Here is a 21,410-nt window from a genome sequence, read left to right as displayed (position 1 = left end):
AACAACTCGCCTCCGAGAAGGCCGCGTTGGAGGCGGCGGCCGGTGAGCCGATCGCCATCGTCGGGATGGCCTGCCGGCTGCCGGGCGACGTCGCCTCCCCGGCCGACCTGTGGCAGCTGGTCGCCGACGGACGCGACGGCGTGGCCGAGTTCCCCGAGGACCGCGGCTGGGACCTCGACGGACTCTTCGACCCCGACCCGGACCGGGCCGGCCGCTCCTACGTCCGCGAGGGCGGATTCCTGCACGGCGCCGCCGACTTCGACGCCGCCTTCTTCGGGATCTCGCCGCGCGAGGCGCTCGCCATGGACCCGCAGCAGCGGCTCCTGCTGGAGACCTCCTGGGAGGCCCTGGAGCGGGCCGGCCTGGACCCGGCGGGCCTGCGCGGCACGGCCGTCGGCGTGTTCTCCGGCGTCATGTACCACGACTACGCCACCGGACTGCGAAGCGTGCCTGCCGGGCTCGAAGGCTTCCTCGCCACCGGCACCTCCGGCTCCGTGGCCTCGGGCCGGGTCGCCTACACGCTCGGCCTGGAGGGGCCCGCGATCACCGTCGACACCGCCTGCTCCTCCTCGCTGGTCGCCGTCCACCTGGCCGCCCAGTCGCTGCGCAGCGGCGAGTCCACGCTGGCGCTGGCCGGCGGTGTCGCGGTGATGTCCCAGCCCTCGCCGTTCGTGGAGTTCTCCCGGCAGCGCGGCCTGGCGACCGACGGGCGCTGCAAGGCCTTCGCGGACGCCGCCGACGGCACCGGCTGGGCGGAGGGCGTGGCCGTCCTCGTCCTGGAGCGGCTGTCGGACGCCCGGCGCCTGGGGCACGAGGTGCTGGCCGTGGTCCGGGGTTCGGCCGTCAACCAGGACGGCGCGTCCAACGGTCTCACCGCGCCCAACGGGCCCGCTCAGCAGCGGGTGATCCGGGCCGCGCTCGCCAACGCCCGGCTGACGGCCGCCGACGTCGACGCCGTCGAGGGCCACGGCACCGGCACCCCGCTGGGCGACCCGATCGAGGCGCAGGCGGTGCTGGCCACCTACGGGCAGGGCCGTCCGGCCGAACAGCCGCTCTGGCTGGGGTCGTTGAAGTCCAACATCGGCCACACCCAGGCAGCCGCCGGCGTCGCCGGCGTGATCAAGATGGTCGAGGCGCTGCGCCACGGCGTGCTGCCGCGGACCCTCCACGTGGACGCGCCGACGACCCAGGTCGACTGGTCGGTCGGGGAGGTGCGGCTGCTGACGGAGGCCCGGCCGTGGCCGGCGGCCGACCGCCCGCGCCGGGCCGCCGTGTCGGCCTTCGGGGTGAGCGGCACCAACGCCCACGTCATCCTGGAGGAGGCGCCCGCCGCAAAGCCCGCCGCCGAGCCCACCGCCCCCGAGGCCGCCGCCGTCCCCTGGCTGCTGTCCGCCGCTTCCACCGGCGCCCTGCGCGCCCAGGCGGAGCGGCTGCTCGACTACACCGAGGCACGCGGCCCGGCACCCGCCGACGCGGCCCGGACGCTGGCCGAGGCCCGGACCCTGCTGGCGCACCGCGCCGTCGTGGTGGCCGACGCGCTCGACGGTCACCGCACCGGCCTGGCCGCGCTCGCGGGCGACGCCGCCTCGCCCGCCCTGGTCACCGGCACGGCGGACGTCGCCGGGCAGACCGTCTTCGTCTTCCCGGGCCAGGGTTCCCAGTGGGCGGGGATGGGGCGTCGGCTGCTCGCCGAGTCGGCGGTGTTCGCGGAGGCGCTCGGTGAGGTCGACAAGGCCTTGACGTCCTATGTCGACTGGTCGTTGCTGGATGTGGTGAACCAGGTGCCGGGTGCCGCCTCGTTGGAGCGGGTGGACGTGGTGCAGCCGGTGTCCTTCGCGGTGAACGTCGGCCTGGCGCGCCTCTGGGCGTCGCTGGGCGTGGTGCCGGACGCGGTGGTCGGCCACTCCCAGGGCGAGATCGCGGCGGCGCACGTCGCCGGCATCCTCTCCCTGGACGACGCGGCGGCCGTGGTGGCGCTGCGGTCGCAGGCCATCGCGCGGGGTTTGGCGGGCCGGGGCGGCATGGTCTCGGTCGGCCTTCCCCGGGAGCGGGTGGTGAGCGCGCTGCCGGAGGGCGTCGAGATCGCGGCCGTGAACGGTCCGTCCTCGGTGGTCGTCGCCGGTGACCCGGCCGCGCTCGACACCCTGGTGACCGCGTACGAGGAGCAGGGCGTGCGGGTGCGCCGGATCCCGGTGGACTACGCCTCGCACACCTCGCATGTGGAGTCCATCGAGGCCGAACTCGCGGAGCTGCTGGGCTCGGTGAAGCCCCAGCCCGCCGCGATCCCCTTCCTCTCCACCGTCGAGGGCCGCTGGCTGGAGGGTCCGGAGCTGGACGCCGGGTACTGGTACCGCAACCTGCGGCAGACGGTCCGCTTCGCCGAGGCCGTCGAGGCCCTCGCCGCCGCCGAGTACCGGGCGTTCGTCGAGGTCAGCGCCCACCCCGTACTCGCGCACGGCATCGTCGAGGCCCTGGAGGCGGCCTCCGTGCGCGACGCGGCCGTCACCGGGACCCTGCGGCGCGACGAGGGCGGCTGGGACCGCGTCCTGCTCTCGGCCGCCGCGCTGCACGTCCGCGGCGTGGAGGTCGACTGGTCGGCCTCCTATGCGGGCGCCGGCACCCTCCCCGCCTCCGAGCTTCCGACCTACCCCTTCCAACACCGGCACTACTGGCTGGAGTCGGTGCCCGTGACGACCACCCCCGCAGGAGATTCCCCGATGGCCACCGAGACCGAGCCCGACACCACCACCGAGGAGGCGCCCGGCGCCGTCCTCGCCCGCCGGCTGGCGGACGCCGACCCGGGGGAGCGCCTGGCCGTGCTGGTCGACGTGGTCCGCACGGAGGTCGCGGCCGTCCTCGGCCACGAGGGCACCGACGAGATCGGGGCGGACGCCGTCTTCTTCGACATCGGCTTCGTCTCGCTGACCGCCGTCGAGCTGCGCAACCGCCTCCAGAACGTCACCGGGCTCGAACTGCCCGCCCTGCTCGCCTTCGACCAGCCCACCCCGGAGCGGATCGCCGGCCACCTCCTCTCCCTGCTCGACGAGACCGGCTCCGGCGAGACCGGACTGACCGACACCGAAGCCTCCGAGACCGTGCCCGCCGAGCAGCGGACCGAAGGGAAGTGACCGCCGTGTTCGACACCGCCGCCTACCTCAAGGCCCTCGACTACGACGGCCCGCTCGACCCCACCGCCGACACCCTGCGCGAGCTGCACCGGCGCCACCTGATCGCCATCCCGTACGACTCCTCGCTCAACACCGCCCGCGGCGAGGCCCTGTGGGCGGGCGTCGACATCGACGTCGACGCCGTGTTCGACGCCGTCGTGCTCGGCGGCCGGGGCGGCGTCTGCTACGAACTGAACGGCCTCTTCCTCGCGCTGCTGCGCGAACTCGGCTACGAGACCGGGCTGTTCTCGGCCGGGATCCGGCAGGTGGACGACAGCTTCGGGCCGGACCTGGAGCACGTCCTCGGCTTCGTCCGGCTGGACGGCGACCTCTGGCTGGTCGACGTCGGCTTCGTCGGCCCGTCCTACCTGGAGCCGCTGCGGGTGGTGCCCGACGAGGTGCAGCCGCAGTTCGGCACCGACTTCCGCGTCGTGCGCGCGGACACCGGCCACCACGTGGTGCAGCGCCGGGGCCGGGTCGGCGACTGGCGCGCCGTCTACCGGTTCCACCCGCGGCCGCGCGCCTTCGCGGACTGGCTGGTCCCCTCGCCGGAGCTGGACCGGTTCGCCCGGGCCCTGGCCGGCTCCGGCATCGTGGTGCGCGGCCGGGCCTTCGAGGGCGGCCAGCGAATCCTGATCGGCACCCGCCTGGTCGTCGTCGAGGACGGCACCGAGCGGCTGCGCGGCCTCGCCGACCCGGAGGAGCACGCCCGGGTGCTCGCCGAGATCCTGCGGAAGGAGGCGGCCACCGCATGAGCACCCCCGTCCACACCGCCACCGCCACCGCCGCCGCTGTGGGAGACGGCGACGGCTTCGACACCGACGTCGCGATCGTCGGCTACGGGCCGGTCGGCCAGACCGCCGCCCTGCTGCTGGCCGCCCGCGGCCACCGGGTCACCGTCCTGGAGCGCTTCCCCCGGCCGTACCCGATGCCTCGGGCGGTCTCCTTCGACGGCGAGTCCGCCCGCATCCTCGCCGCCACCGGCGTGGGCGCGGCGCTGGACGAGCACGTCGAGTCCTCCCGGGACTACGTCTGGCACAACGCCGACGGGCAGACCCTCTTCCGGGTGGACGTCGAGGACGCCGGCCGCTCCGGCTGGCCCGACTCCAGCGCCGTCTACCAGCCGGGCCTGGAGGCCGCGCTGGCCGCCCACGGCGAGCGGTTTCCCACCCTGCGCGTCCTGCGCGGCCACCGGGTGACGGCGCTCGCCGACCGCGGCGACGCGGTCACGCTCACGGTCGAAGGACCGCGGACCGGCCCGTCGGGCGGCCCGCTCACCGCCCGCTGGGTGATCGGCTGCGACGGCGCCAACAGCGTGGTGCGCGAGGAGGCCGGGCTGACCGCCACCGACTTCGCGTTCTTCAACGACTGGCTGACCTGCGACGTCGTCCCGCACGACGGCCGGGAGTTCGTCCCCAACAACCTCCAGGTCTGCGACCCGGCCCGGCCGCGCACCGCCGTCTCCGCCGGGCCGGGCCACCGGCGCTGGGAGTTCATGCGGCTCGACCACGAGTCGCCCGAGGAGTTCGGCGGCGAGGCCAACGTCTGGAAGCTGCTCTCGCTGTTCGACATCGACCCCGGCAACGCCACCCTGCTGCGGCACGCCGTCTACACCTTCCAGGCGCGCTACGCGGACCAGTGGCGGCGCGGCCGGGTGCTGATCGCCGGGGACGCCGCCCACCTGATGCCGCCGTTCGCCGGGCAGGGCATGTGCTCGGGCCTCCGGGACGCCGCCAACCTCGCCTGGAAGCTGGACCTGGTGCTCACCGGCCGGGCCGGCGAAGGGCTGCTCGACAGCTACACCGCCGAGCGGCGCGAGCACGTGCGGCACGCGCTCACCATGTCGATGGACCTGGGCCGGGTCATCTGCCAGACCGACCCGGCCGCGGCCCGCGACCGCGACACCGTCATGCTGGCCGCCCAGGAGCGCGCCCGGCGCGGCGCGGAGGTCGGCGCGGCCCGGCCGCGCACCCCGGTCCAGCCGCTCACGGCGGGCCTGCGGCACGGCGGCGGCCCGGCCGGCGACCTGGTCGTCCAGGGGCGGGTGACGGCGGCCGGCCGGCCCGCCGGGCTCTTCGACGACGTGGTGGGGCGCGGCTTCGTGCTGCTCACCACCGAGCCGCCGGAGAGCCTGCTCACCGCCGGGGACCGCGCCTGGCTGGCCGACCTCGGCGGCCACGCGGTGAGGGTGCTCGCGGCCGCCGACGAGGAGCCCCCGGCGGGCGCGGTGGGCGACACCGACGGGGTGTACCTGCCGTACCTGGCCGAGGCCGGGGCGGTCGCGGTGCTGGTCCGGCCGGACTTCTACGTCTACGGCGCGGCTGCGGACCGGACGGAGCTGGCCACGCTCCTCGAAGCGCTCCGCACCGACCTCGCTTCCTGACGGCCTGTCCGCCGGAACCTGCCTGAACCCGCAGGGAGTTGACCGCCCCCTCCCGCGCACGTGCTGACGGCCCGCTCCCCCTCCGCGTGGAGGAGCGGGCCGTCGGTCCGGGTGGGCGGTCCTCAGACCGCCACGGGCGCCCGCCGGGCGGAGTGCTCCAGCAGGATCTCCGCCACGACGCGCGCCAGGTCGAGGGTCTGGCGCCCGTTCAGCCGCGGGTCGCAGCCGGTCAGGTAGCGCTCGGGGAGCTGCTCCTCGCGCAGGTCCTCGCGACCGCCGAGGCACTCGGTCACGTCGTCGCCGGTCAGTTCCAGGTGCAGGCCGCCGGGGTGGCTGCCTATCGCCCGGTGCACGGCGAAGTACCCGCTCACCTCGGCGGCGATCCGGTCGAAGCGGCGGGTCTTCAGCCCGCCGGCCGCCGTCTCGGTGTTGCCGTGCATCGGGTCGCAGAGCCAGACCACCGGGTGTCCCGCGTCCGCCACCGCCTCCACCAGCGGCGGCAGCACGTCGGACACCCGGTCCGCGCCCATCCGGCTGATCAGCGTCAGCCGGCCGGGGACGCGGTCCGGGTCCAGCGCCTCGGCGTAGGCGACGGCCTGCTCCGGGGTGGTGGACGGGCCCAGCTTGAGGCCCAGCGGGTTGGCGATCCGGCGGGCCAGGGCGACGTGCGCGCCGTCGAGCTCGCGGGTCCGCTCGCCGATCCACAGGAAGTGGCCGGACAGCGCGTACCCGTCGCGCACCAGCGGCACCTCGTAGTCGAGCAGCAGGGCCTCGTGACCGGCGAACAGTTCGGTGCGGGTCGCGTCGGCCACCGAGTCCAGCACGTCGAGCGCGGCGCCGGCGCCGTCGTACGCGGTGAGCATCCGCCGCGGGTCCGGTGTGCGGGCCTCGGCCGTCGCCGCGAGGCCGTTGACGATGTCGCCCCGGTAGGAGGGCAGCCCGTCCGGGCCAGTCGGGCTGGAGCGCGGCTTGGCGTACTGCCCGGCGACGCGTCCGACCGGCACCACCGGCAGGCCGGAGGCGACCTCGAACAGGGTCGCGCAGTGCAGCAGGGCGTGCAGGTTGGCGCGCACGTGCTCGGGGGTGTTGCCGGCGAAGGTCTCGGCGCAGTCCCCGCCCTGGACGACCAGGGCCCGGCCGAGCGCGGCCTCGGCCAGGCGCTCCCGGAGCCGGTCCACGGCGGCGGGCTCCACCAGGGGCGGCAGGGCGCCGAGCGCGGCGCGCACCTCGCGCACCCGTTCCTGATCGGGCCACCGCGGTTGCTGGCCGGCGGTCAGGCCCGCCAGGGCCCGGGCGAGGTCGGGCCCGGTGCCGTCGTGCACCGTCAGGCTGGTGGCGGTCGGCGTGGTCATCGGCGTCGTCATCCCGTCTTCCTCAGGTTGGCCCACAGATCGGCGGGCAGGTCCTTGCGTCGGCGTACCCCGAGCTTGCGGTAGACCCGGGTGAGGTGCTGTTCCACGGTGCTCGCCGTGACGTAGAGGCGTCCGGCGATCTCGCGGTTGGTGTAGCCGAGTACGGCGAGCGAGGCGACCCGCCGCTCGGACTCGGTGAGCGCGTCGACCCCGCCCGGCTCCCGCGCGTCGGCGGCCGGGCCGCTCTCGCCGAGGTCCGCCGAGACCGACAGCAGCTCCTGGACGAGCGGCCGCAGGGCGCACATGTTCGCCACGTGCAGGGCCTGGCGCAGCAGCAGCCGGGCCCGGCGCCTGTTGCCGGAGCCCTGGTGCACCCGGCTCAGGTCGGTGAGCACCCGCACCTGCTCGTAGCGGTCGCCGGAGGCCTCGGTGAGGTCGACGGCCTCGGTGAGCAGGGGGCCGCGCCGCCCGGCCGGCCCGGCCGCGGCGAGCAGCCGCAGCGCCGGGCCGCGGTTGTGCGGCAGGTCGGCGTCGGCCCGGCTGAGCTGTTCGTGGATCAGCCGCCAGGCGCGGTCCCGGTTGTCCAGCCGCAGCCAGGCGTCGGCGGCCTGGGTGCGCCAGGGCACCACCCCGGCGCCGTCCAGGCCCCAGGTGCGCAGCAGTTCGCCGCAGGACAGGAAGTCGGCGAGTGCCGCGTGGCCGTGCCGGGTCGCCTGGTAGTGCTCGCCGCGGGCGAACAGGTAGTGCAGCCCGTACAGGCTCTGGAACATCGCCTCACCGACGGCGTGGGTGAGGTGCTTGGCGGCCGAGCGGTGCTCGCCGGTGCGGCTCTCGGCGATGACCAGCGTGCCCAGCGGCAGGCCCACCGCGATGCCCCAGGAGGTGGGGCTGAGGTGGGTCAGCGCGGCCCGGCTGTGCTCGGCCGCCGTGGTCGGCTCGCCGAGCCGCAGGGCCGCCTCGGCGTGCGCCGCCGAGTACAGGGCCGTCGCGGTCGGGGCCTCGCGGCGCGCGGCGGTGCCGAGCAGCCGTTGGCTCCAGACCGCCGCGGTGTCGGCGCGCCCGGCCTGGAGCAGCACCCGCAGCGCCAGCAGCGCGGCCTCCTCGGCCCACGCGGTGCGGCCGTGCAGGTGGGCGTCGTGCAGCACCTGCTGGGCGTGGTCGACGGTCTCCGTGGCCCGTCCCCGGGTGAGCGCCCCGGCGAGCGCGGCGGCGGCCCGCAGCTGCGGGTCGACGTCCGGGGCGACCGTGTGCCGCAGGTCGGCGGGCAGCACCGGGACGCGGCGGCCCCGGGCCAGGCCCGGGTGGGTGTAGGCGAGCCAGGTCTCGACGTCGCGCAGCGCGCCCGTCTCGGCGGGGGAGGCCGGTCCGGCCGGTCCGGTCCGGGCGCGCAGCAGGTCCAGGACGGCCAGCGCCTCCTCGCCGCGGCCGTGCCACAGCAGGTACCGGACGAGGACGAGCGCCTCGGCGAGCCCGAGGTGCCCGGCCCGGACCGCGGCGGTGAGCGGCACCAGGTGCCGGGCCGCCGCCGAGGGGTTGAGCTGCCACTCGGCCTGCGCCAGCCGGTGCCGGAGCACCGCCCGGTCGTTCTCCTCGGCGGCCTCCTTGTGGGCCAGGCTCAGGCAGGCGACGGCGGTGCGGTGACGGTGGTCGAGCAGGGCGTGCTCGGCCGCCTCGGTCAGCGCGGCGACCGCCCACGGCGCGGGCGCCCGCCCGGCCTCGACCAGGTGCCGGGCCACCTCGGCGGCGGGGCTGCCCGTCTCGTGGGCCAACTGGGCGGCCCGCAGCCGCAGTTCGGTGCGCTCGTGCGGGGCGAGGTCCTCCAGGACGGCGGCGCGGGCGGCCGCGGTGCGCAGCCGTCCCTCGCCGTCCAGCAGTCCGGCGGCGGTGAGCGTGGCGCGGGTCCGGGCGACCGCGTCGGCGCTCTCCCGCTCGCCGAGCAGCCGGGCCACGTCCTCGGCCGGGGCCTCCTCGCCGAGCACGGCCTGGGCCTGGACGACCCGCAGCACGCCGGGGCCGGCCCGGTGGAGGCAGCTCAGCAGGGCCGGGCCGTAGCGCGGTTCGGGCTCGTCGGCGCGGTCGAGGTGCTCCTCGACGAGGGCGTGCAGCAGCAGCGGGTTGCCGCCGGCCACGTCCACCAGGCCGGGGCCGCGGTGCCGGGCGTCCTCCTCGCCCAGGCCCTCGGTGACCAGGCGCAGCGCGCCGGCCCGGGACAGCGGGGCCAGTGCGAGGCGGTGCGCGTGCGGGTGGCGCAGCAGTTCGGCGTGCAGCCGGCGCCGCGCGGGCCACGGGGTGCTGCCGTCGGTGAGGACCAGCAGCACCCGGCTCTGCGGCAGGTGGCGGACGAGGTGGCGCAGGAAGTGCAGGGACGCCTCGTCGGCGTGGCCGATGTCCTCGACGCAGAGCAGCACCGGGGTGTCGGCGGCGGCCGCGAGCAGGGCGGTGGTCAGGTCGCGGCAGGCGCGCAGCAGCGCGGGCGACGGCGGGCCGGCCGGGTCGCTGGCCGCGCCGCTGCCGTTGAGGGCGGCGCCGTTGAGGGCGGTGCCGTTGAGGGCGGCGCCGCCGGCACTCCCGGCCGGGTCGGCGAGGACGGCCGGGTCCGCCAGCGCGGCCAGCCGCTCGGCGTGCTCGGCGGGCCAGCCGGGGGAGTGGGCGATCCGGTCGGCGATCCCGAAGGGCAGGTCCCGCTCCTGAGCGGAACAGCCCGCGCCCACGACCAGGACTCCGCGCTCGGCGGCCCGGGCGGTGAACACCCGCAGCAGCTCGCTCTTGCCGCTGCCGAGGGGTCCGTCGACCAGTGCCACCCGGCCCGCGCGGCCGAGACATTCGGCGAGCAGGTGGTCGAGTCTGTCGATGTGCGCGTCACGTTCCAGCAGGGAAGGCACCGGGTACCCCCGACCTCGTCTCTTGTAGGCGTCCGGCCGCCGGTCCTCGGCGGCTCTCCCGGTGCGGTGGCGACGGCCGCCCGCTCCCGGTCGAACCCATCATGGGGACACCCCGCCCATCGCCCGGGAACTGATCGCTCATGGGCGGGCCACTGCCGCCGGGGCGGCCGGGTGGGCAGGACTGGTCCAGGGTCCTGACGGTCTTTCATCGTCCCTGCTCAGGGGCGTGGAGGAGGCCGAGTGGGCGGCTGGAGGCATGGCGGAGGCCGGCCTCGATGCCGGTGCGGCGGTGGTCGCGGAGGGCGTTGATCGCGAGGTCGCGCGGGGTCGCCGTGTTCCCGGGCCCGTGGCCGGTGCTGATCTCGGGGGCGTCCTCGCGGAAGGCGGTGTCGCGGACGGAGCGGAGCCGGGGTCTCGACCCCGGGGATCCACCGGTGACGCCGTTGCGACGCCCCCTCGGCCTGCACGCCTGCCCGGTCACCGCGACGTCGAATCAGCCCGGCCGGTCGGCGGCGGCGAATTCGCCTCGGGGAATACCGGCAGGGGGGTCGCCATCGATAGCGTAGATCGAAGTCGACGTGCGGTCAACGGAAGGCCCCGGATCGATCTGATGTACCATCGGGCACATTCTCCGGAATGGCTTTCTCCGGAATCGCAGGGAATCAAGGGGGTAGGGGTGCGATTCAACGTTCTGGGGCCGCTTGAAGTGCTCTCCGACGGCACCGACGTGCCCATTCGCGGCCTGCAGCAGAGGGCCCTGCTCGGTGTTCTGCTGCTCCGCGCGAATAGCGTGGTGGGTATCAACGAGATAGTCGCCGCACTCTGGGGCGATGACCGTCCGTCCACGGCGCGGAAAATGGTGCAGAACTCGGTGGCCGGGCTGCGCCGCGCATTCCAGGCGGTCGGGGAGCCGGCGGACGGGAAACCCGCGCTGAATACCACTGTGCCCGGATACGTGCTCAGAATCGAGCCTGAACAGCTCGATCTCACGGAATTTCATGAGCTTGTCACATTGGGCCGGGCCCGACTGGCGGCCGGCGACTGGACGCGGGCCTCGGAACTGCTGCGCCGCGCCCTCGGCCTGTGGCGCGGCCCGGTGCTCGCCGACGTGAGCGACGCCGGGCTCACCTGGCCCGAGCTGGCCGCCCTCCAGGGCACCCGGCTCGCCGTCCACGAGGACTGCATCCAGGCCGAGTTGGCGATGGGGCGGGACCGCGAGCTGATCGGCGAACTGGAGTCCATGCTGGAGGCCGAGCCGACCCGGGAACGCCTGGTCGCCCAGCTGATGGTCGTCCTCTACAACTGCGGGCGCCAGTCCGAGGCGCTGGACCGCTACCGGCGCACCCGGGACCTGCTCGCCGACCGCTTCGGCCTGGAGCCCGGCCGCGACCTGCGACGCCTCCAGCGCGCGATCCTCAGCCACGACCCGGCCCTGGCGCTGCGGCTCACCACCGCCCCGGGCGGCGCGGCGGACTTCCCGCCCCCGGTCGGACCCCGGCCCGCGGCCGCCGCCCCGCAGCCGCCGCGCCCCCGGCCGGCCCCCGCCCCGCCCGCGCGCACCGACGACCGCGCCGACGACAGCCGCGCCGACGACAGTGGCGCCGGCCGCGCCGGGACCGCCGCCGCCCCGGCCGCCGAGCACGCCTTCCGCGCGTCCTGGGAACGGGTCGAGCGGCGCGCGGCCAGCGTCGTCATGGTCCGCGCCCAGTGGACGGCCGACGGCGGCGCCCTCGCCCCCGAGCGCGTCGACCACGCCGTCAAGGAGCTGACCGCCGACATCCGGCGCGAGATGGCGCCCTTCGGCGGACACGTGCGCCGCGCCTTCGGCTCGGTGTGGCTGGTCGTCTTCGGCGTTCCCCGGGCCCACGAGGACGACGCCGAGCGGGCCCTGCGCGCCGCCCTCGCCCTGCACCGCCACTTCGAGGCGCCCGGACCGGCCGCCCCCGGGGCCACCGCGGCCGGACCGGTGCCCGGCAGCGGGGCCGCCGCCACCCGGCCGGTCACCCACCTCGTGGTCGGCACCGGCGAGGTGGTGGTCACCTACGACGACAGCGCGCCCGAGCCCGTGGAGGTCACCGGAGAGGTCCTGGACGCCTGCCACCACCTGCTGCTGCAGGTCCCCCGCGGGGAACTGTGGGCCGCCGACGCCACCGTCGAGACCGGCGGCGCCGACCTCGGCTTCGCCCCGGTCCCCGGCGTCCCCGGCGTCCACCGCCCCGCGCCCGCCCGCCCCGAGGGCCGCGGGCCGTCCGGGCACCCCGACGAACCGCCGTTCCTGGAGCGCACCCACGAGCTGAACCTGCTGCGCGGCGCCTACCAGGACAGCGTCCGCCGCCAACTGCCGTACCTGGTCACGGTGCTGGGCGAGCCCGGCATCGGCAAGACCCGGCTGATCGGGGAGTTCGCCGCCGCGCTGCGCGACGGCGCCGGACCGCCGGCGCCCCGGGTGCTCCACGCGGGCACCCCCGCCTTCGACGCCCACACCCCCTACGAGCCGCTGGCCGGCCTGGTCCGCGCCTACACGGGCATCCGCGCCGGCGCGCCGGCGGCCGTCGTCCTGCCCGCACTGACCAACGTCGTGCGCGGGCTCCTCCCGCACGCCGACACCGGACCGATCGTCACCGCGCTCGCCGCCTGCCTCGGCCTGCCCGCCCCGGCCGCCTCCGCCGAGGGGCCGGACGGCGGCGCCGTCCCACGGGAGGAAGTCCTCGGTGCGCTGCGGCAGTTCCTGGAGGAGGCGGCCGCCGAGCGCCCGCTGGTGGTCGTCCTGGACGACCTCCACCGCGCCGCCGACTTCGTCCGCTCCTTCGTCGAGGACCTCACCGTCCGGCTCGGCCCGGTCGCCCTGCTGCTGATCGTCGGAGCCCGTTCCGAACTGCTCCACACCAGGCCCTCCTGGGGGTGCGCCAAGCGCCGCTCGGTCCTGCTGCACGTGGCACCGCTGTCCACCGCGGCCACCGCCACCGTGATCGGTGCCGCCTCCGGCCGCCGCCACCCGACGCCCGCCGACGACCGCCGCGCGGCCCTCGCCGACGGCAACCCGCTGTTCGCCCAGGCCTACGCGAGGGCGGCGGACGCTGGCGCCGACCACCCGCCGGCCGTCCTCGCCGTCGCCGCCGCCCAGCTCGACGGCCTCGACCGCACCACCCGCTCGGTGCTGCGCGACGCCGCCGTCGTCGGCGGCACGCTGTGGCGCGGCGCGGTCGAGGCCGTCAGCCAGCGCGACCCCGAGGAGGTCGGCCGCAGCCTGGAGCTCCTGGAGTCGCGCGAACTGCTGCGCCGGGTGCGCCGCAGCGGCGTCCCCGGAGACGTCGAGTACGCCTTCCGGTACGCCGTCAGCCGCGATGTCGCGCTCGCCCAGCTGCCCGGCCGCGTCCTGGTCGAACGCCACCTGCGGGCGGCCGACTGGGCCGCCCTGCTGGACGTGCCCCGCCCCGGGCTGCTGGCCTTCCACCACGACCGCGCCATCGCGCTCGCCGAGGCGGACGGCACCCCGGTGGAGGCGATGGAGCGCCGTGCCTGGGAAGCCCTGGTCGGGGCGTCCGCCCGGGCCGCCGCCGCGGGCGACGACGCGCTCGCGGTCAGCTGTCTCGACCACGCCCTGGACCGCTGCCCGCCCGGGGAGCCCGAGCGGGTCTGGCTGGTCACCCACCACCGCCGCATCCGCGACAGCCTCGGCGCCCGCGCCCATCGCCGCCGCCCGGCCGTTACCGGCTGACCCCGGCGGGGACGGGCAGCGCCGGGGCGAGGTCCCGCACGCGTTCCAGCGAGCGGATCTTCTCCTCGACGTCGGTGACGTTGTTGGTCACCATCAGCTCGTCCGCGCCGGTGCGCTCCAGCAGGTCCGTCAGCGCCCGGCGGACCTCCTCGGCGTCGCCGACCGCCTGGGTGCTGAGCAGCGCGTCGGCGGAGGCCAGCTCGGCCTCCGTCCACGGGTACGCCGCCGCCTCCTCGACGGTGGGCAGCGGCGCGATCGGCGAGGCGCCGTTCAGCCGCAGCACCGGGAACAGCGCCGGCGCCGTCAGCCGGCGCGCGTGCTCCGTGGTCTCCCCGCACACCGTGTAGGCGGTGACGATCGCGTGCGGCCGCTCGGCCCGGGCCGAGGGCCGGAAGCTCTGCCGGTACGCCCGCAGCGCCTCCTCGGTGCCGCGGGAGTTGAAGAAGTGGTGGGCGAACGCGTACGGCAGCCCGCGCCGGCCCGCGTCCACGGCGCTGCGCACACTGGCGCCCAGCAGCCACGGCCGGGGAGGCCGCGGCGGCTCCGGCAGGGCCTCCAGCCGCTGGTAGACGTGCCCGTCCGGGAAGCCGCCGTCGACGAAGGCGAGCAGCTCCTCCAGCGCCGCCGGGAAGTCCTCGTCGGGTGCCCGGCGCAGCGCGTGGGAGAGCAACGGGTCCGCGCCCGAGCGGCCGATGCCCAGGTCCACCCGGCCGGGGAACAGCGCGGCCAGCGTCCGGAAGGACTCCGCGACGGCGTACGGCGGGTGATTGGGCAGGATCACCCCGCCCGCGCCGATCCGGATCCGGCTGGTCCGCTCGCCGAGCGCGGCCAGCAGGACGGCCGGGACGGAGCCGGCGATCCCGCGCGAGTTGTGGTGCTCGGCCACCCAGAACCGGGTGTAGCCCAGCTCGTCGGCGGCCGCCACCAGCCGGCGGGTGCCGACCAGGGTCTCGGCGGGGCTGCCGGCGGAGTCGATGGACGATATGTCGAGGACGGACAGCGGGACGGTCGGGGAACTGCTGGTCATGCGGGGGTGCTCCTTACTCGGGGTGTCACGCGTACCAGGTGGGGCGGGGGACTTCGCCGTGCAGGAGGTGGCGCCCCACCACGCGGGCGCGCCCCGGGTCGTCCTCGTGCACCCGCCGCGCCCGGGTGTCCCGCCAGTAGCGGTCCAGCCCGGCCGCGGCCTCGGCACCGCCGGGGCAGGCCGCCCCGAGCACGCCGGCGGTGACCGCGTCGGCGGCCGCGCCGGCCTGCGCGGCCAGCGCCGCGACCCGGACGGCGTGCCGGCCGCGCTCCTCCTCGGTCACCGTGCGGCGCCGGGCGTGCAGGGCGTCCGCCTCGGCGCCGACGGCGTCGGCGAACGCCTCCACCGCCCACAGCGCGGAGGCCAGGGCGCCGTAGTGCCGGGCCGCGTCCGCGGCGGCGGCCTCGGTCAGCGGCGCCTCCGACCACTGCTCGCGGGCGTGCCGGGCGGCGGCGTCCAGCGCGCCCCGGGCCGCGCCGATCAGCGCGTTGGCCTGGGCGAGCTGGAAGGCCGGGGTGAGGAAGGTGTTGTAGACCCGGGGCACGAAGGTCTTGTCGACGTGGCCGAGCGCCCCGGTCCACGGGATGTTCGCGCCGTCGGCGACCACCGTCCCGGCGGCCAGCGACCGCAGCCCGAACTCCTCGGCTCCGGGCTCGAAGGACAGCCCCAGGTGGTCGCTCATCGCGAGCGCGCTGATCGGGGTGTCGCCGTCCTCCAGGAAGCCCTCCAGGATGGTGATGTCCGACACCGGGTGGCCCAGGACGCGCTCCAGCCGCCCGTGGAACAGCATCTCGCGGCCGGTGTCCTGGATCACCAGGGGCGCCGAGCGGGGCTTCGAGGACCCGCTGTAGAACCACCGGGCCCGGGCCGACACCTCGCCGATGTGCTGGATCTTCTCGTCGGTGCCGATGAACTCGGCGATCGACACCCACACGTAGTGGTGGGCCAGCAGCTCGCCCACCGAGGCGTCGGCCGCCGCGACGGTGCGCACCACCCGGAACGCGGTGGACCAGTCCTGGCCGGCCCCGCCGTACTCGACCGGCCCCAGCAGGGTCACCAGGCCGGACTCCTTCAGCAGCCGGATCTCCCGCACCGGCGGGGTGCCCTCGCGGTCGCGCCGGGCGGCGCCGGGCGCCAGCAGCGCCGCGACCTCCTCGGCCCGCCGCAGCCACGCCTCGGCGGCCTCGGGGACGGCGTCCGTCGTCGTGTCAGTCATGTCTCCCACTTCGTGACGTGCTCGCCGTCCTGCCCGGCGACGTGTTCGGTGTCCTGCTCGGTGTTCCGCTCCGGGGCCTGCTCCGTGTCCTGCCGGGGGTCGTCGCGGCCGGTGACGTCGGCGCCGTGCGCCCCGCCCGAGCCGTCCGCACTGCCCGCACTGCCCGTACTGCCCGCGCCGTCCGCACCGTCCGCGCCGGGCAGCCGCAGGACGGCGTCCAGCAGGGCCCGGGTGTACGGGTGGGCGGGGGCCTCGAAGATCCGCTCGGTCTCGCCCTCCTCGACGACCGACCCGCCGCGCATGATCAGCACCCGGTCGGCGACCTGCCGCACCACGGCCAGGTCGTGGGTGATGAACAGCAGGGCGATGCCCCGCTCGCGCCGCAGCCGGTCCAGCAGCTCCAGCACCTGCGCCTGCACCGAGACGTCCAGCGCCGAGACCGGCTCGTCGCAGACCAGCACCCGCGGACGGCCCGCCAGCGCCCGGGCGATGGCCACCCGCTGGCGCTGACCGCCGGACAGCTGGTGCGGCCGGCGGGAGAGCAGCTCGGCCGGCAGGCCGACCTGGTCGAGGAGTTCCGCGCACCGCCGGGCCCGCTCGGCGCGCCGCAGTCCCGGCAGCGCCTCGCCGATGATCCGCGCCACGGTGAACCGGGGGTCCGCCGAGGCGTACGGGTCCTGCTGGACGAACTGGATCGCCGAGCGCGAGGCCCGGCGCCGCCGCTCCGGCAGCGCCGACCAGGGCCGCCCGTGCAGCAGCACCTCCCCGGCGTCGGGACGGGACAGACCCATCGCGACCCGCGCCAGCGTGGTCTTGCCCGAGCCGGACTCGCCGACCACGCCCAGCGCCTCGCCCGCCCGCAGGGTGAACCCGACCTCGTCGAGGGCCCTCGGCCCGCCCGGGGCGAAGGACTTGACCAGCCCGCGCCCGGTCAGCACCGGGGCCGCCTCCTCGGCGTCCGGTGCCTCGGCCGGGGCCGGGGCCTGGGCCGGGGCCTGGGCGGGACGGGCCGGCGGGCGGCCCGAGGGCACCGCGTCCAGCAGCATCCGGGTGTACGGGTGCTCCGGGGCGGACAGCACCCGGCCGGTCGGCCCGCTCTCCACCACCTCGCCCCGCCGCAGCACCAGCACCCGGTCCGCCAACTGCGCCACCACCGCCAGGTCGTGACTGACCAGCAGCAGTCCCCGGCCCTCGTCCTTGAGCCGGCCGAGCAGCGCCAGGATCTGCGCCTGGACGATCGCGTCCAGCGCCGTGGTCGGCTCGTCGGCGATCAGCAGCGGGGCGTCGGCGGCCAGCGCGGAGGCGATCAGCGCGCGCTGGCGCAGCCCGCCGGAGAGCTGGTGCGGGTACTGGGTGCGTCGGGCCTCCGGCTCCGGCACGCCCACCGCCGTGAGCAGTTCCACCACCCGGGCGCCGACGTCCGGGCCGGCGGTGCCGCCGAGACGGGCCGCCTCGGCGATCTCGGCGCCGACGGTGCGCAGCGGGTCCAGCGCGGTCAGCGCGTCCTGGAAGACCACGGCGACCCGCCGGCCGCGCACCGCGCGCCACTGCCGTTCGCCGAAGCCGGTGGTGTCCGTCCCGGCCACCTCCAGGGTCCGGGCGGAGACCCGGGCCCTGGCGCCGGCCAGCCCGATGAGGGAACGCGAGGTGACGGACTTGCCCGAGCCGGACTCGCCGACCAGCGCCACGCACTCCCCGGGGCCGATGGCCAGTGACACCCCGTCCACGGCGGGCCGCGGCGCGCCGGGGAACGACACCCGCAGCCCCTCCACCCGCACGAGCGGGCCGGGCACCGACGCACCGGTGTCCCCGGCCGTCGCCTCCGCACCGGTCGCTTCCGTTGTCGTTGTCGTCGTCATCGCACCGCCCTCAGCTGCAGCGAACGGCCGATCAGCGTGGTGCAGACCACCACGACCGAGACGGCCAGGCCGGGTGAGATCGAGATCCACCAGGCCGTCTGGAGGAAGTCCTTGCCGTCGGCGACCATCGAGCCCCAGTCCGCCTCCGGCGGGACGGGGCCCAGGCCGAGCAGGCTCAGCCCGGAGCCCGAGATGATGGCCGAGCCCAGCCCGATGGAGGCCAGCACCACCAGCGGGCCGCCGACGTTCGGCAGCACGTGCCGCAGCACCGACCGCCAGGCCGGCACCCCCAGCACCCGCGCCGCCTCCACGTACTCCGAGCGCAGCACCAGCCGTGCCTGGCCGCGCACCAGCCGGGCGTAGTGGGGCACCCCGGCGATGCCGATGGCGATCGCCACGTTGACCGTGCCGCCGCCCAGAACCGCCACCACCACCAGCGCGAGCAGCAGTTCGGGGAAGCCCAGCAGCACGTCCACCACCCGCATCAGGACGAAGTCGACGCGCCGTCCGCCGCCGCCGGCGACCAGACCGAGCAGCGCGCCGCCGCCCACCCCGATCAGCGTCGCGCCGACCGCGATCAGCAGCGACAGCCGGGTGCCGTGCACCAGCCGCGACCAGACGTCCCGGCCGAGCTGGTCGGTGCCCAGCCAGTGCTCCGCACCGGGCGGGCGCAGCGCCGCCGCGACGTCCGTCGCCGCGGGGGAGTGGGTGGCGAACACCCCGGGGAAGGCCAGGACGAGCGCCACCACGGCCAGCAGGACCAGCGGCGCCAGCCGGGCGGGCGAGCGCAGCAGCGCGCCCCGGCGGGCGGCGGCCCCGGCCGGCCGGTCGAGGAGGGCGGTCACCGTGCTCATGCCGCTCCTCCCTCGCGCAGCCGGGGGTCGATCAGCGGGTGGAGCACGTCCACCAGGGTGTTGATGACCACGAACGCCGCGCTGGAGATGACCACCAGGGCGCTGACCACCGGCAGGTCGCGCGAGCCGACCGCGTTGGCCAGCACCCGGCCCAGGCCGGGCCGGGTGAAGATGTTCTCCACCAGCACCGCGCCGCCGAACAGGCTGCCCAGTACGAAGCCGGCCAGCGTGGTCAGCGGCAGCAGCGCGTGCCGCAGGGTGTGCCGCAGCAGTACCGCCGTCGCGCCCAGGCCGCGCGAGCGCGCGGTCAGCACGAACGGGCGGCCGTCGGCGCTCTCCAGCTCCTGGCGGATCACCTGGGCGAGCACCCCGGCCAGCGGCAGCGCCAGCGCCAGCGTCGGCAGCACCAGCGCCGCAGGCCCGTCCGCCCCGATCGAGGGCAGCGCGTGCAGCCGGTAGGAGAACACCGTCAGCAGGATGATGCCCAGCCAGAACGAGGGCATCGACACCATCAGCAGCTCGGCGACACCGGCGGCGGCGCGCACCGCCCGGCCCCGGCCGGCCGTCAGGGTGGCCGCCAGCACCGCCAGCACCAGCGCGGTGACCAGCGCGGACACCGCCAGCTCGACGGTCGGGCCGAGCTGGCTGCCGAGCAGCCGCTCGATCGGCTCGTTGAGCTGGTACGACCAGCCGAGGCCGCCGCTCGCCAACCGGGCGAGCTGGCGGCCGTACTGGACGAGCAGCGGGTCGTTCAGGCCGTTCTCGGCGATCACCTGGTCACGCAGGGCCGGGGTGCCGGCGGCGCCCGGCCCGATCAGTCCGTCCACGATGTCGCCGGGGGCGAGGTGGAGGGCGAAGAACGTCACCGTGAGCGTCCCCCACACCACCACCAGCCCCGCCGCGAGCCGCCGGGCGACGAACCTGGCCCAGGGCGGCACGTGCCGGGCACTGTTCGACACCTCAGGCCACCCCGATGCCGTAGAAGTCGGTGTTGGCGTCGACGTCCAGGACCAGCCCGTTCACCTTGCCGTGCCGGGCGACGTCCATGGTGGCGATGTAGGCCGGGAAGGAGTACGCCTGCTCGACGATCTTCCGCTGGACCTTGCGGTACAGCTCGGCGCGCCGCTCGGCGTCCACGGTCGCCTCGGCCTCGTCCAGCCAGCCGTCGATCTCGGCGTCCTTGACCCGGCTGCCGTTCGCCCCGCCGCCCCCGAACTGGGACTTGGAGTGGTAGAGACTGCCCAGCAGGACCGGGTCGGAGCCCTGCCAGGCGAAGGCGAACACGTCGTAGTCGCCCTTGCCGGTGCGCCCGATGGAGCCCGCGGAGTCCAGCGGCACCAGCTTCAGCTCGATGCCGACCTGCTTCAGCGCGTCCTGCACGCCCACGTCGAAGGTGTGGTTCTGGGCCGAGACGAAGGTCTGCACGTACGGCTGCTCGGCGCTGAGGCGCTTGCCGTCCCTGGTGCGGTAGCCGTCGGCGTCCCGCCCGGTCCAGCCGGCCTCGTCCAGCAGCTTCTCCGCCTTCTCCTTGCTGTACTCCCAGGCCGGCTTGGCGAGCGACGGCTCGGCGCCGGGGGTGGAGGGCGCCAGCGGCCCCCAGGCCTGCTCGTACTCGCCCTGGAAGACGCCCTTGACGATCCCGGCGAAGTCGATGGCGTGCCGGACGGCCTGCCGGGTGCGCGGGTCGTCGAACGGCGCGCGGGCGGTGTTGAGGTAGTAGGTGTAGGGGACGCCGGGGACCGCCTTGCGGACCACCTCGACGCCGTTGCGGCCGCGCAGGCCGGCCAGCCGGTTGGCGGGGATCAGCTCGGCGGCGTCGACCTGACCGGACGTCAGGGCGCCGACCCGGGAGGCGTCCTCCTTCAGCAGCAGCACGACGATGCTCTCCAGCTTCGCCGGCCCCTGGTGGGCGGCGGTCGGCGGGGCCCAGCCGTAGTCGGAGCGGCGCTTGAACACCGCCTGCTGACCCGGCGTCACCGACTCGAAGGTGAACGGGCCGGTGCCGACGACGAACGCGCCGCCGGAGGAGAGGTCGCCCGCGTGGTCGCGCAGCGCGACGGGGGAGTGGAAGCCGAGGAAGGTGCTCCCCGCCGAGTTGAGGAACGAGGCGTGGGGGGCCGTCAGGTGCACGGCCACCGTGCGCGGGTCGACCACCTCGGTCTCCTTGTAGGGGCCGAGCAGGCCGGCCGCCCGCTTGGACGCCGTCTTCGCCGCCGTGACGTGCTCGAAGTTCGCCTTCACGGCCGCCGCGTCGAACGGGGTGCCGTCGCTGAAGGTCACGCCGGTGCGCAGGGTGAAGGTGTAGGTGAGGCCGTCGGGCGAGACCGTCCACGACTCGGCCAGCCACGGCTTGACGGTCCCGTCCGGAGCGATCGCGACCAGCGACTCCAGCACCGGGCGCAGCAGCCGCCCGGTGACGGCGGTGGACGCGGCGTGCGGGTCCCAGCTGTCGGGTTCGACGGCCGCGCCGTAGCGCAGGGTGCCGCCGCCGGCGCTCTTCGCGGAGGGCGGGGCGGAGGAGTCGGAGCAGGCCGTGAGGACGGCGGGGCCGATGACGGCGGCGGCGGTCAGGGTGACCGGGAGACGGAGGAAACGGCGTCTGGTGTACATGGGTTCTTTCTCGATCCTGCGCGAGGCGGGGAACGGTGGGCGGCGTGAGGCCCGCCCACCCCGCGGGGGAGACGCTGATGGACCCGGCCGCGGACGATGCGACGAGTCTGCTGGCTCCGTCCGGATCCGACCCCCCTGACCGTCCCCCTAAGCGGGCCCTTTCCCGGGGCCCGCGGGTTTCGCGGCGGGATCCTCGTGGGTGTGCTCGGCCGGTGTCTCGGCCGACGTGCTCGGCCGGCGTGTTCCGACGTGGTGCTCCGACGCGGTGCTCCGACGTGGTGCCGAGCGCGGCGCGGCCCCGGCGGCGGTGCGCGCCGTCAGGGTGGTGCGGCCGTTCCGGGA

Annotated in this window: 12 protein-coding genes and 1 pseudogene; 4 read left to right on the top strand and 9 right to left on the bottom strand. The window is 76.1% G+C overall.

From position 1 onward, the window contains the following. Window positions 1-32 precede the first annotated feature (32 nt). The 3 genes and pseudogenes from ACFU7Z_RS09165 to ACFU7Z_RS09155 all read left to right on the top strand — a co-directional run. A pseudogene (locus ACFU7Z_RS09165) lies at window positions 33-3,128 on the top strand (type I polyketide synthase); the annotation flags it as partial. A gap of 5 nt (window positions 3,129-3,133) precedes the next feature. Then, a complete protein-coding gene (locus tag ACFU7Z_RS09160; RefSeq protein WP_380777100.1) occupies window positions 3,134-3,922 on the top strand; it encodes an arylamine N-acetyltransferase in 789 nt (262 codons plus the stop codon). After that, on the top strand, window positions 3,919-5,550 hold the full coding sequence (locus ACFU7Z_RS09155) for a bifunctional 3-(3-hydroxy-phenyl)propionate/3-hydroxycinnamic acid hydroxylase (protein ID WP_380777099.1): 1,632 nt from the start codon (window positions 3,919-3,921) through the stop codon (window positions 5,548-5,550). Before ACFU7Z_RS09160 ends, ACFU7Z_RS09155 begins: the two co-directional genes overlap by 4 nt. Before the next feature lie 122 nt (window positions 5,551-5,672). Here ACFU7Z_RS09155 and ACFU7Z_RS09150 read toward each other — a convergent pair whose 3' ends face one another. The 3 genes from ACFU7Z_RS09150 to ACFU7Z_RS09140 form a co-directional block, all read right to left on the bottom strand. Then, entirely contained in the window at window positions 5,673-6,914 is a 1,242-nt protein-coding gene (locus ACFU7Z_RS09150; protein WP_380777098.1) for a 3-deoxy-7-phosphoheptulonate synthase, read from the bottom strand. Beyond that, the gene (locus ACFU7Z_RS09145) at window positions 6,911-9,784 is read right to left on the bottom strand and encodes an AAA family ATPase (RefSeq protein WP_380777097.1); all 2,874 of its coding nucleotides are present in this window, start codon (window positions 9,782-9,784) and stop codon (window positions 6,911-6,913) included. The genes ACFU7Z_RS09150 and ACFU7Z_RS09145 overlap by 4 nt, the downstream gene beginning before the upstream one ends. Window positions 9,785-10,277: 493 nt before the next feature. Continuing rightward, window positions 10,278-10,784, bottom strand: coding sequence for a hypothetical protein (locus tag ACFU7Z_RS09140; RefSeq protein ID WP_380777096.1), 507 nt, complete (start codon window positions 10,782-10,784; stop codon window positions 10,278-10,280). Window positions 10,785-10,796: 12 nt separating this feature from the next. On the opposite strand from ACFU7Z_RS09140, the gene ACFU7Z_RS09135 reads away from it, so the two are divergent. Continuing rightward, window positions 10,797-13,502 (top strand): BTAD domain-containing putative transcriptional regulator, encoded by a 2,706-nt coding sequence (locus tag ACFU7Z_RS09135; RefSeq protein ID WP_380777095.1) that lies wholly within the window; start codon window positions 10,797-10,799, stop codon window positions 13,500-13,502. Here the strand turns inward: ACFU7Z_RS09135 and ACFU7Z_RS09130 are convergent. From ACFU7Z_RS09130 to ACFU7Z_RS09105, 6 genes are read right to left on the bottom strand one after another with little or no spacing between them, the layout of a single operon-like run. After that, window positions 13,492-14,529, bottom strand: coding sequence for an LLM class flavin-dependent oxidoreductase (locus ACFU7Z_RS09130; protein WP_380777094.1), 1,038 nt, complete (start codon window positions 14,527-14,529; stop codon window positions 13,492-13,494). The genes ACFU7Z_RS09135 and ACFU7Z_RS09130 overlap by 11 nt on opposite strands. A gap of 25 nt (window positions 14,530-14,554) precedes the next feature. After that, the gene (locus ACFU7Z_RS09125; RefSeq protein WP_380777093.1) at window positions 14,555-15,745 is read right to left on the bottom strand and encodes an acyl-CoA dehydrogenase family protein; all 1,191 of its coding nucleotides are present in this window, start codon (window positions 15,743-15,745) and stop codon (window positions 14,555-14,557) included. Continuing rightward, window positions 15,742-17,604, bottom strand: coding sequence for a dipeptide ABC transporter ATP-binding protein (locus tag ACFU7Z_RS09120; RefSeq protein WP_380777092.1), 1,863 nt, complete (start codon window positions 17,602-17,604; stop codon window positions 15,742-15,744). Before ACFU7Z_RS09120 ends, ACFU7Z_RS09125 begins: the two co-directional genes overlap by 4 nt. Beyond that, on the bottom strand, window positions 17,601-18,458 hold the full coding sequence (locus ACFU7Z_RS09115) for an ABC transporter permease (protein ID WP_380777091.1): 858 nt from the start codon (window positions 18,456-18,458) through the stop codon (window positions 17,601-17,603). The genes ACFU7Z_RS09120 and ACFU7Z_RS09115 overlap by 4 nt, the downstream gene beginning before the upstream one ends. Beyond that, window positions 18,455-19,417 carry an ABC transporter permease gene (locus ACFU7Z_RS09110; RefSeq protein ID WP_241852957.1) on the bottom strand — a complete coding sequence of 321 codons (963 nt, stop codon included), beginning with the start codon at window positions 19,415-19,417 and terminating at the stop codon, window positions 18,455-18,457. Before ACFU7Z_RS09110 ends, ACFU7Z_RS09115 begins: the two co-directional genes overlap by 4 nt. Window position 19,418: 1 nt before the next feature. Then, entirely contained in the window at window positions 19,419-21,068 is a 1,650-nt protein-coding gene (locus ACFU7Z_RS09105; protein ID WP_380777090.1) for an ABC transporter substrate-binding protein, read from the bottom strand. Between the last annotated feature and the right edge of the window lie 342 nt (window positions 21,069-21,410).

The organism is Kitasatospora sp. NPDC057518, assembly GCF_042802075.1.
GTDB lineage: Bacteria > Actinomycetota > Actinomycetes > Streptomycetales > Streptomycetaceae > Kitasatospora.
Note: the sequence above shows the minus strand (reverse complement) of the source record. Positions and strands in the feature narration are given on the sequence as shown.

Coding starts and splice junctions, on each gene's coding strand:
- ACFU7Z_RS09155 (WP_380777099.1), top strand. CDS start 3,919: ATGAGCACCCCCGTCCACACCGCCACCGCCACCGCCGCCGCTGTGGGA.
- ACFU7Z_RS09150 (WP_380777098.1), bottom strand. CDS start 6,914: ATGACGACGCCGATGACCACGCCGACCGCCACCAGCCTGACGGTGCAC.
- ACFU7Z_RS09140 (WP_380777096.1), bottom strand. CDS start 10,784: ATGAAATTCCGTGAGATCGAGCTGTTCAGGCTCGATTCTGAGCACGTA.
- ACFU7Z_RS09130 (WP_380777094.1), bottom strand. CDS start 14,529: ATGACCAGCAGTTCCCCGACCGTCCCGCTGTCCGTCCTCGACATATCG.
- ACFU7Z_RS09125 (WP_380777093.1), bottom strand. CDS start 15,745: ATGACTGACACGACGACGGACGCCGTCCCCGAGGCCGCCGAGGCGTGG.
- ACFU7Z_RS09120 (WP_380777092.1), bottom strand. CDS start 17,604: ATGACGACGACAACGACAACGGAAGCGACCGGTGCGGAGGCGACGGCC.
- ACFU7Z_RS09115 (WP_380777091.1), bottom strand. CDS start 18,458: ATGAGCACGGTGACCGCCCTCCTCGACCGGCCGGCCGGGGCCGCCGCC.
- ACFU7Z_RS09105 (WP_380777090.1), bottom strand. CDS start 21,068: ATGTACACCAGACGCCGTTTCCTCCGTCTCCCGGTCACCCTGACCGCC.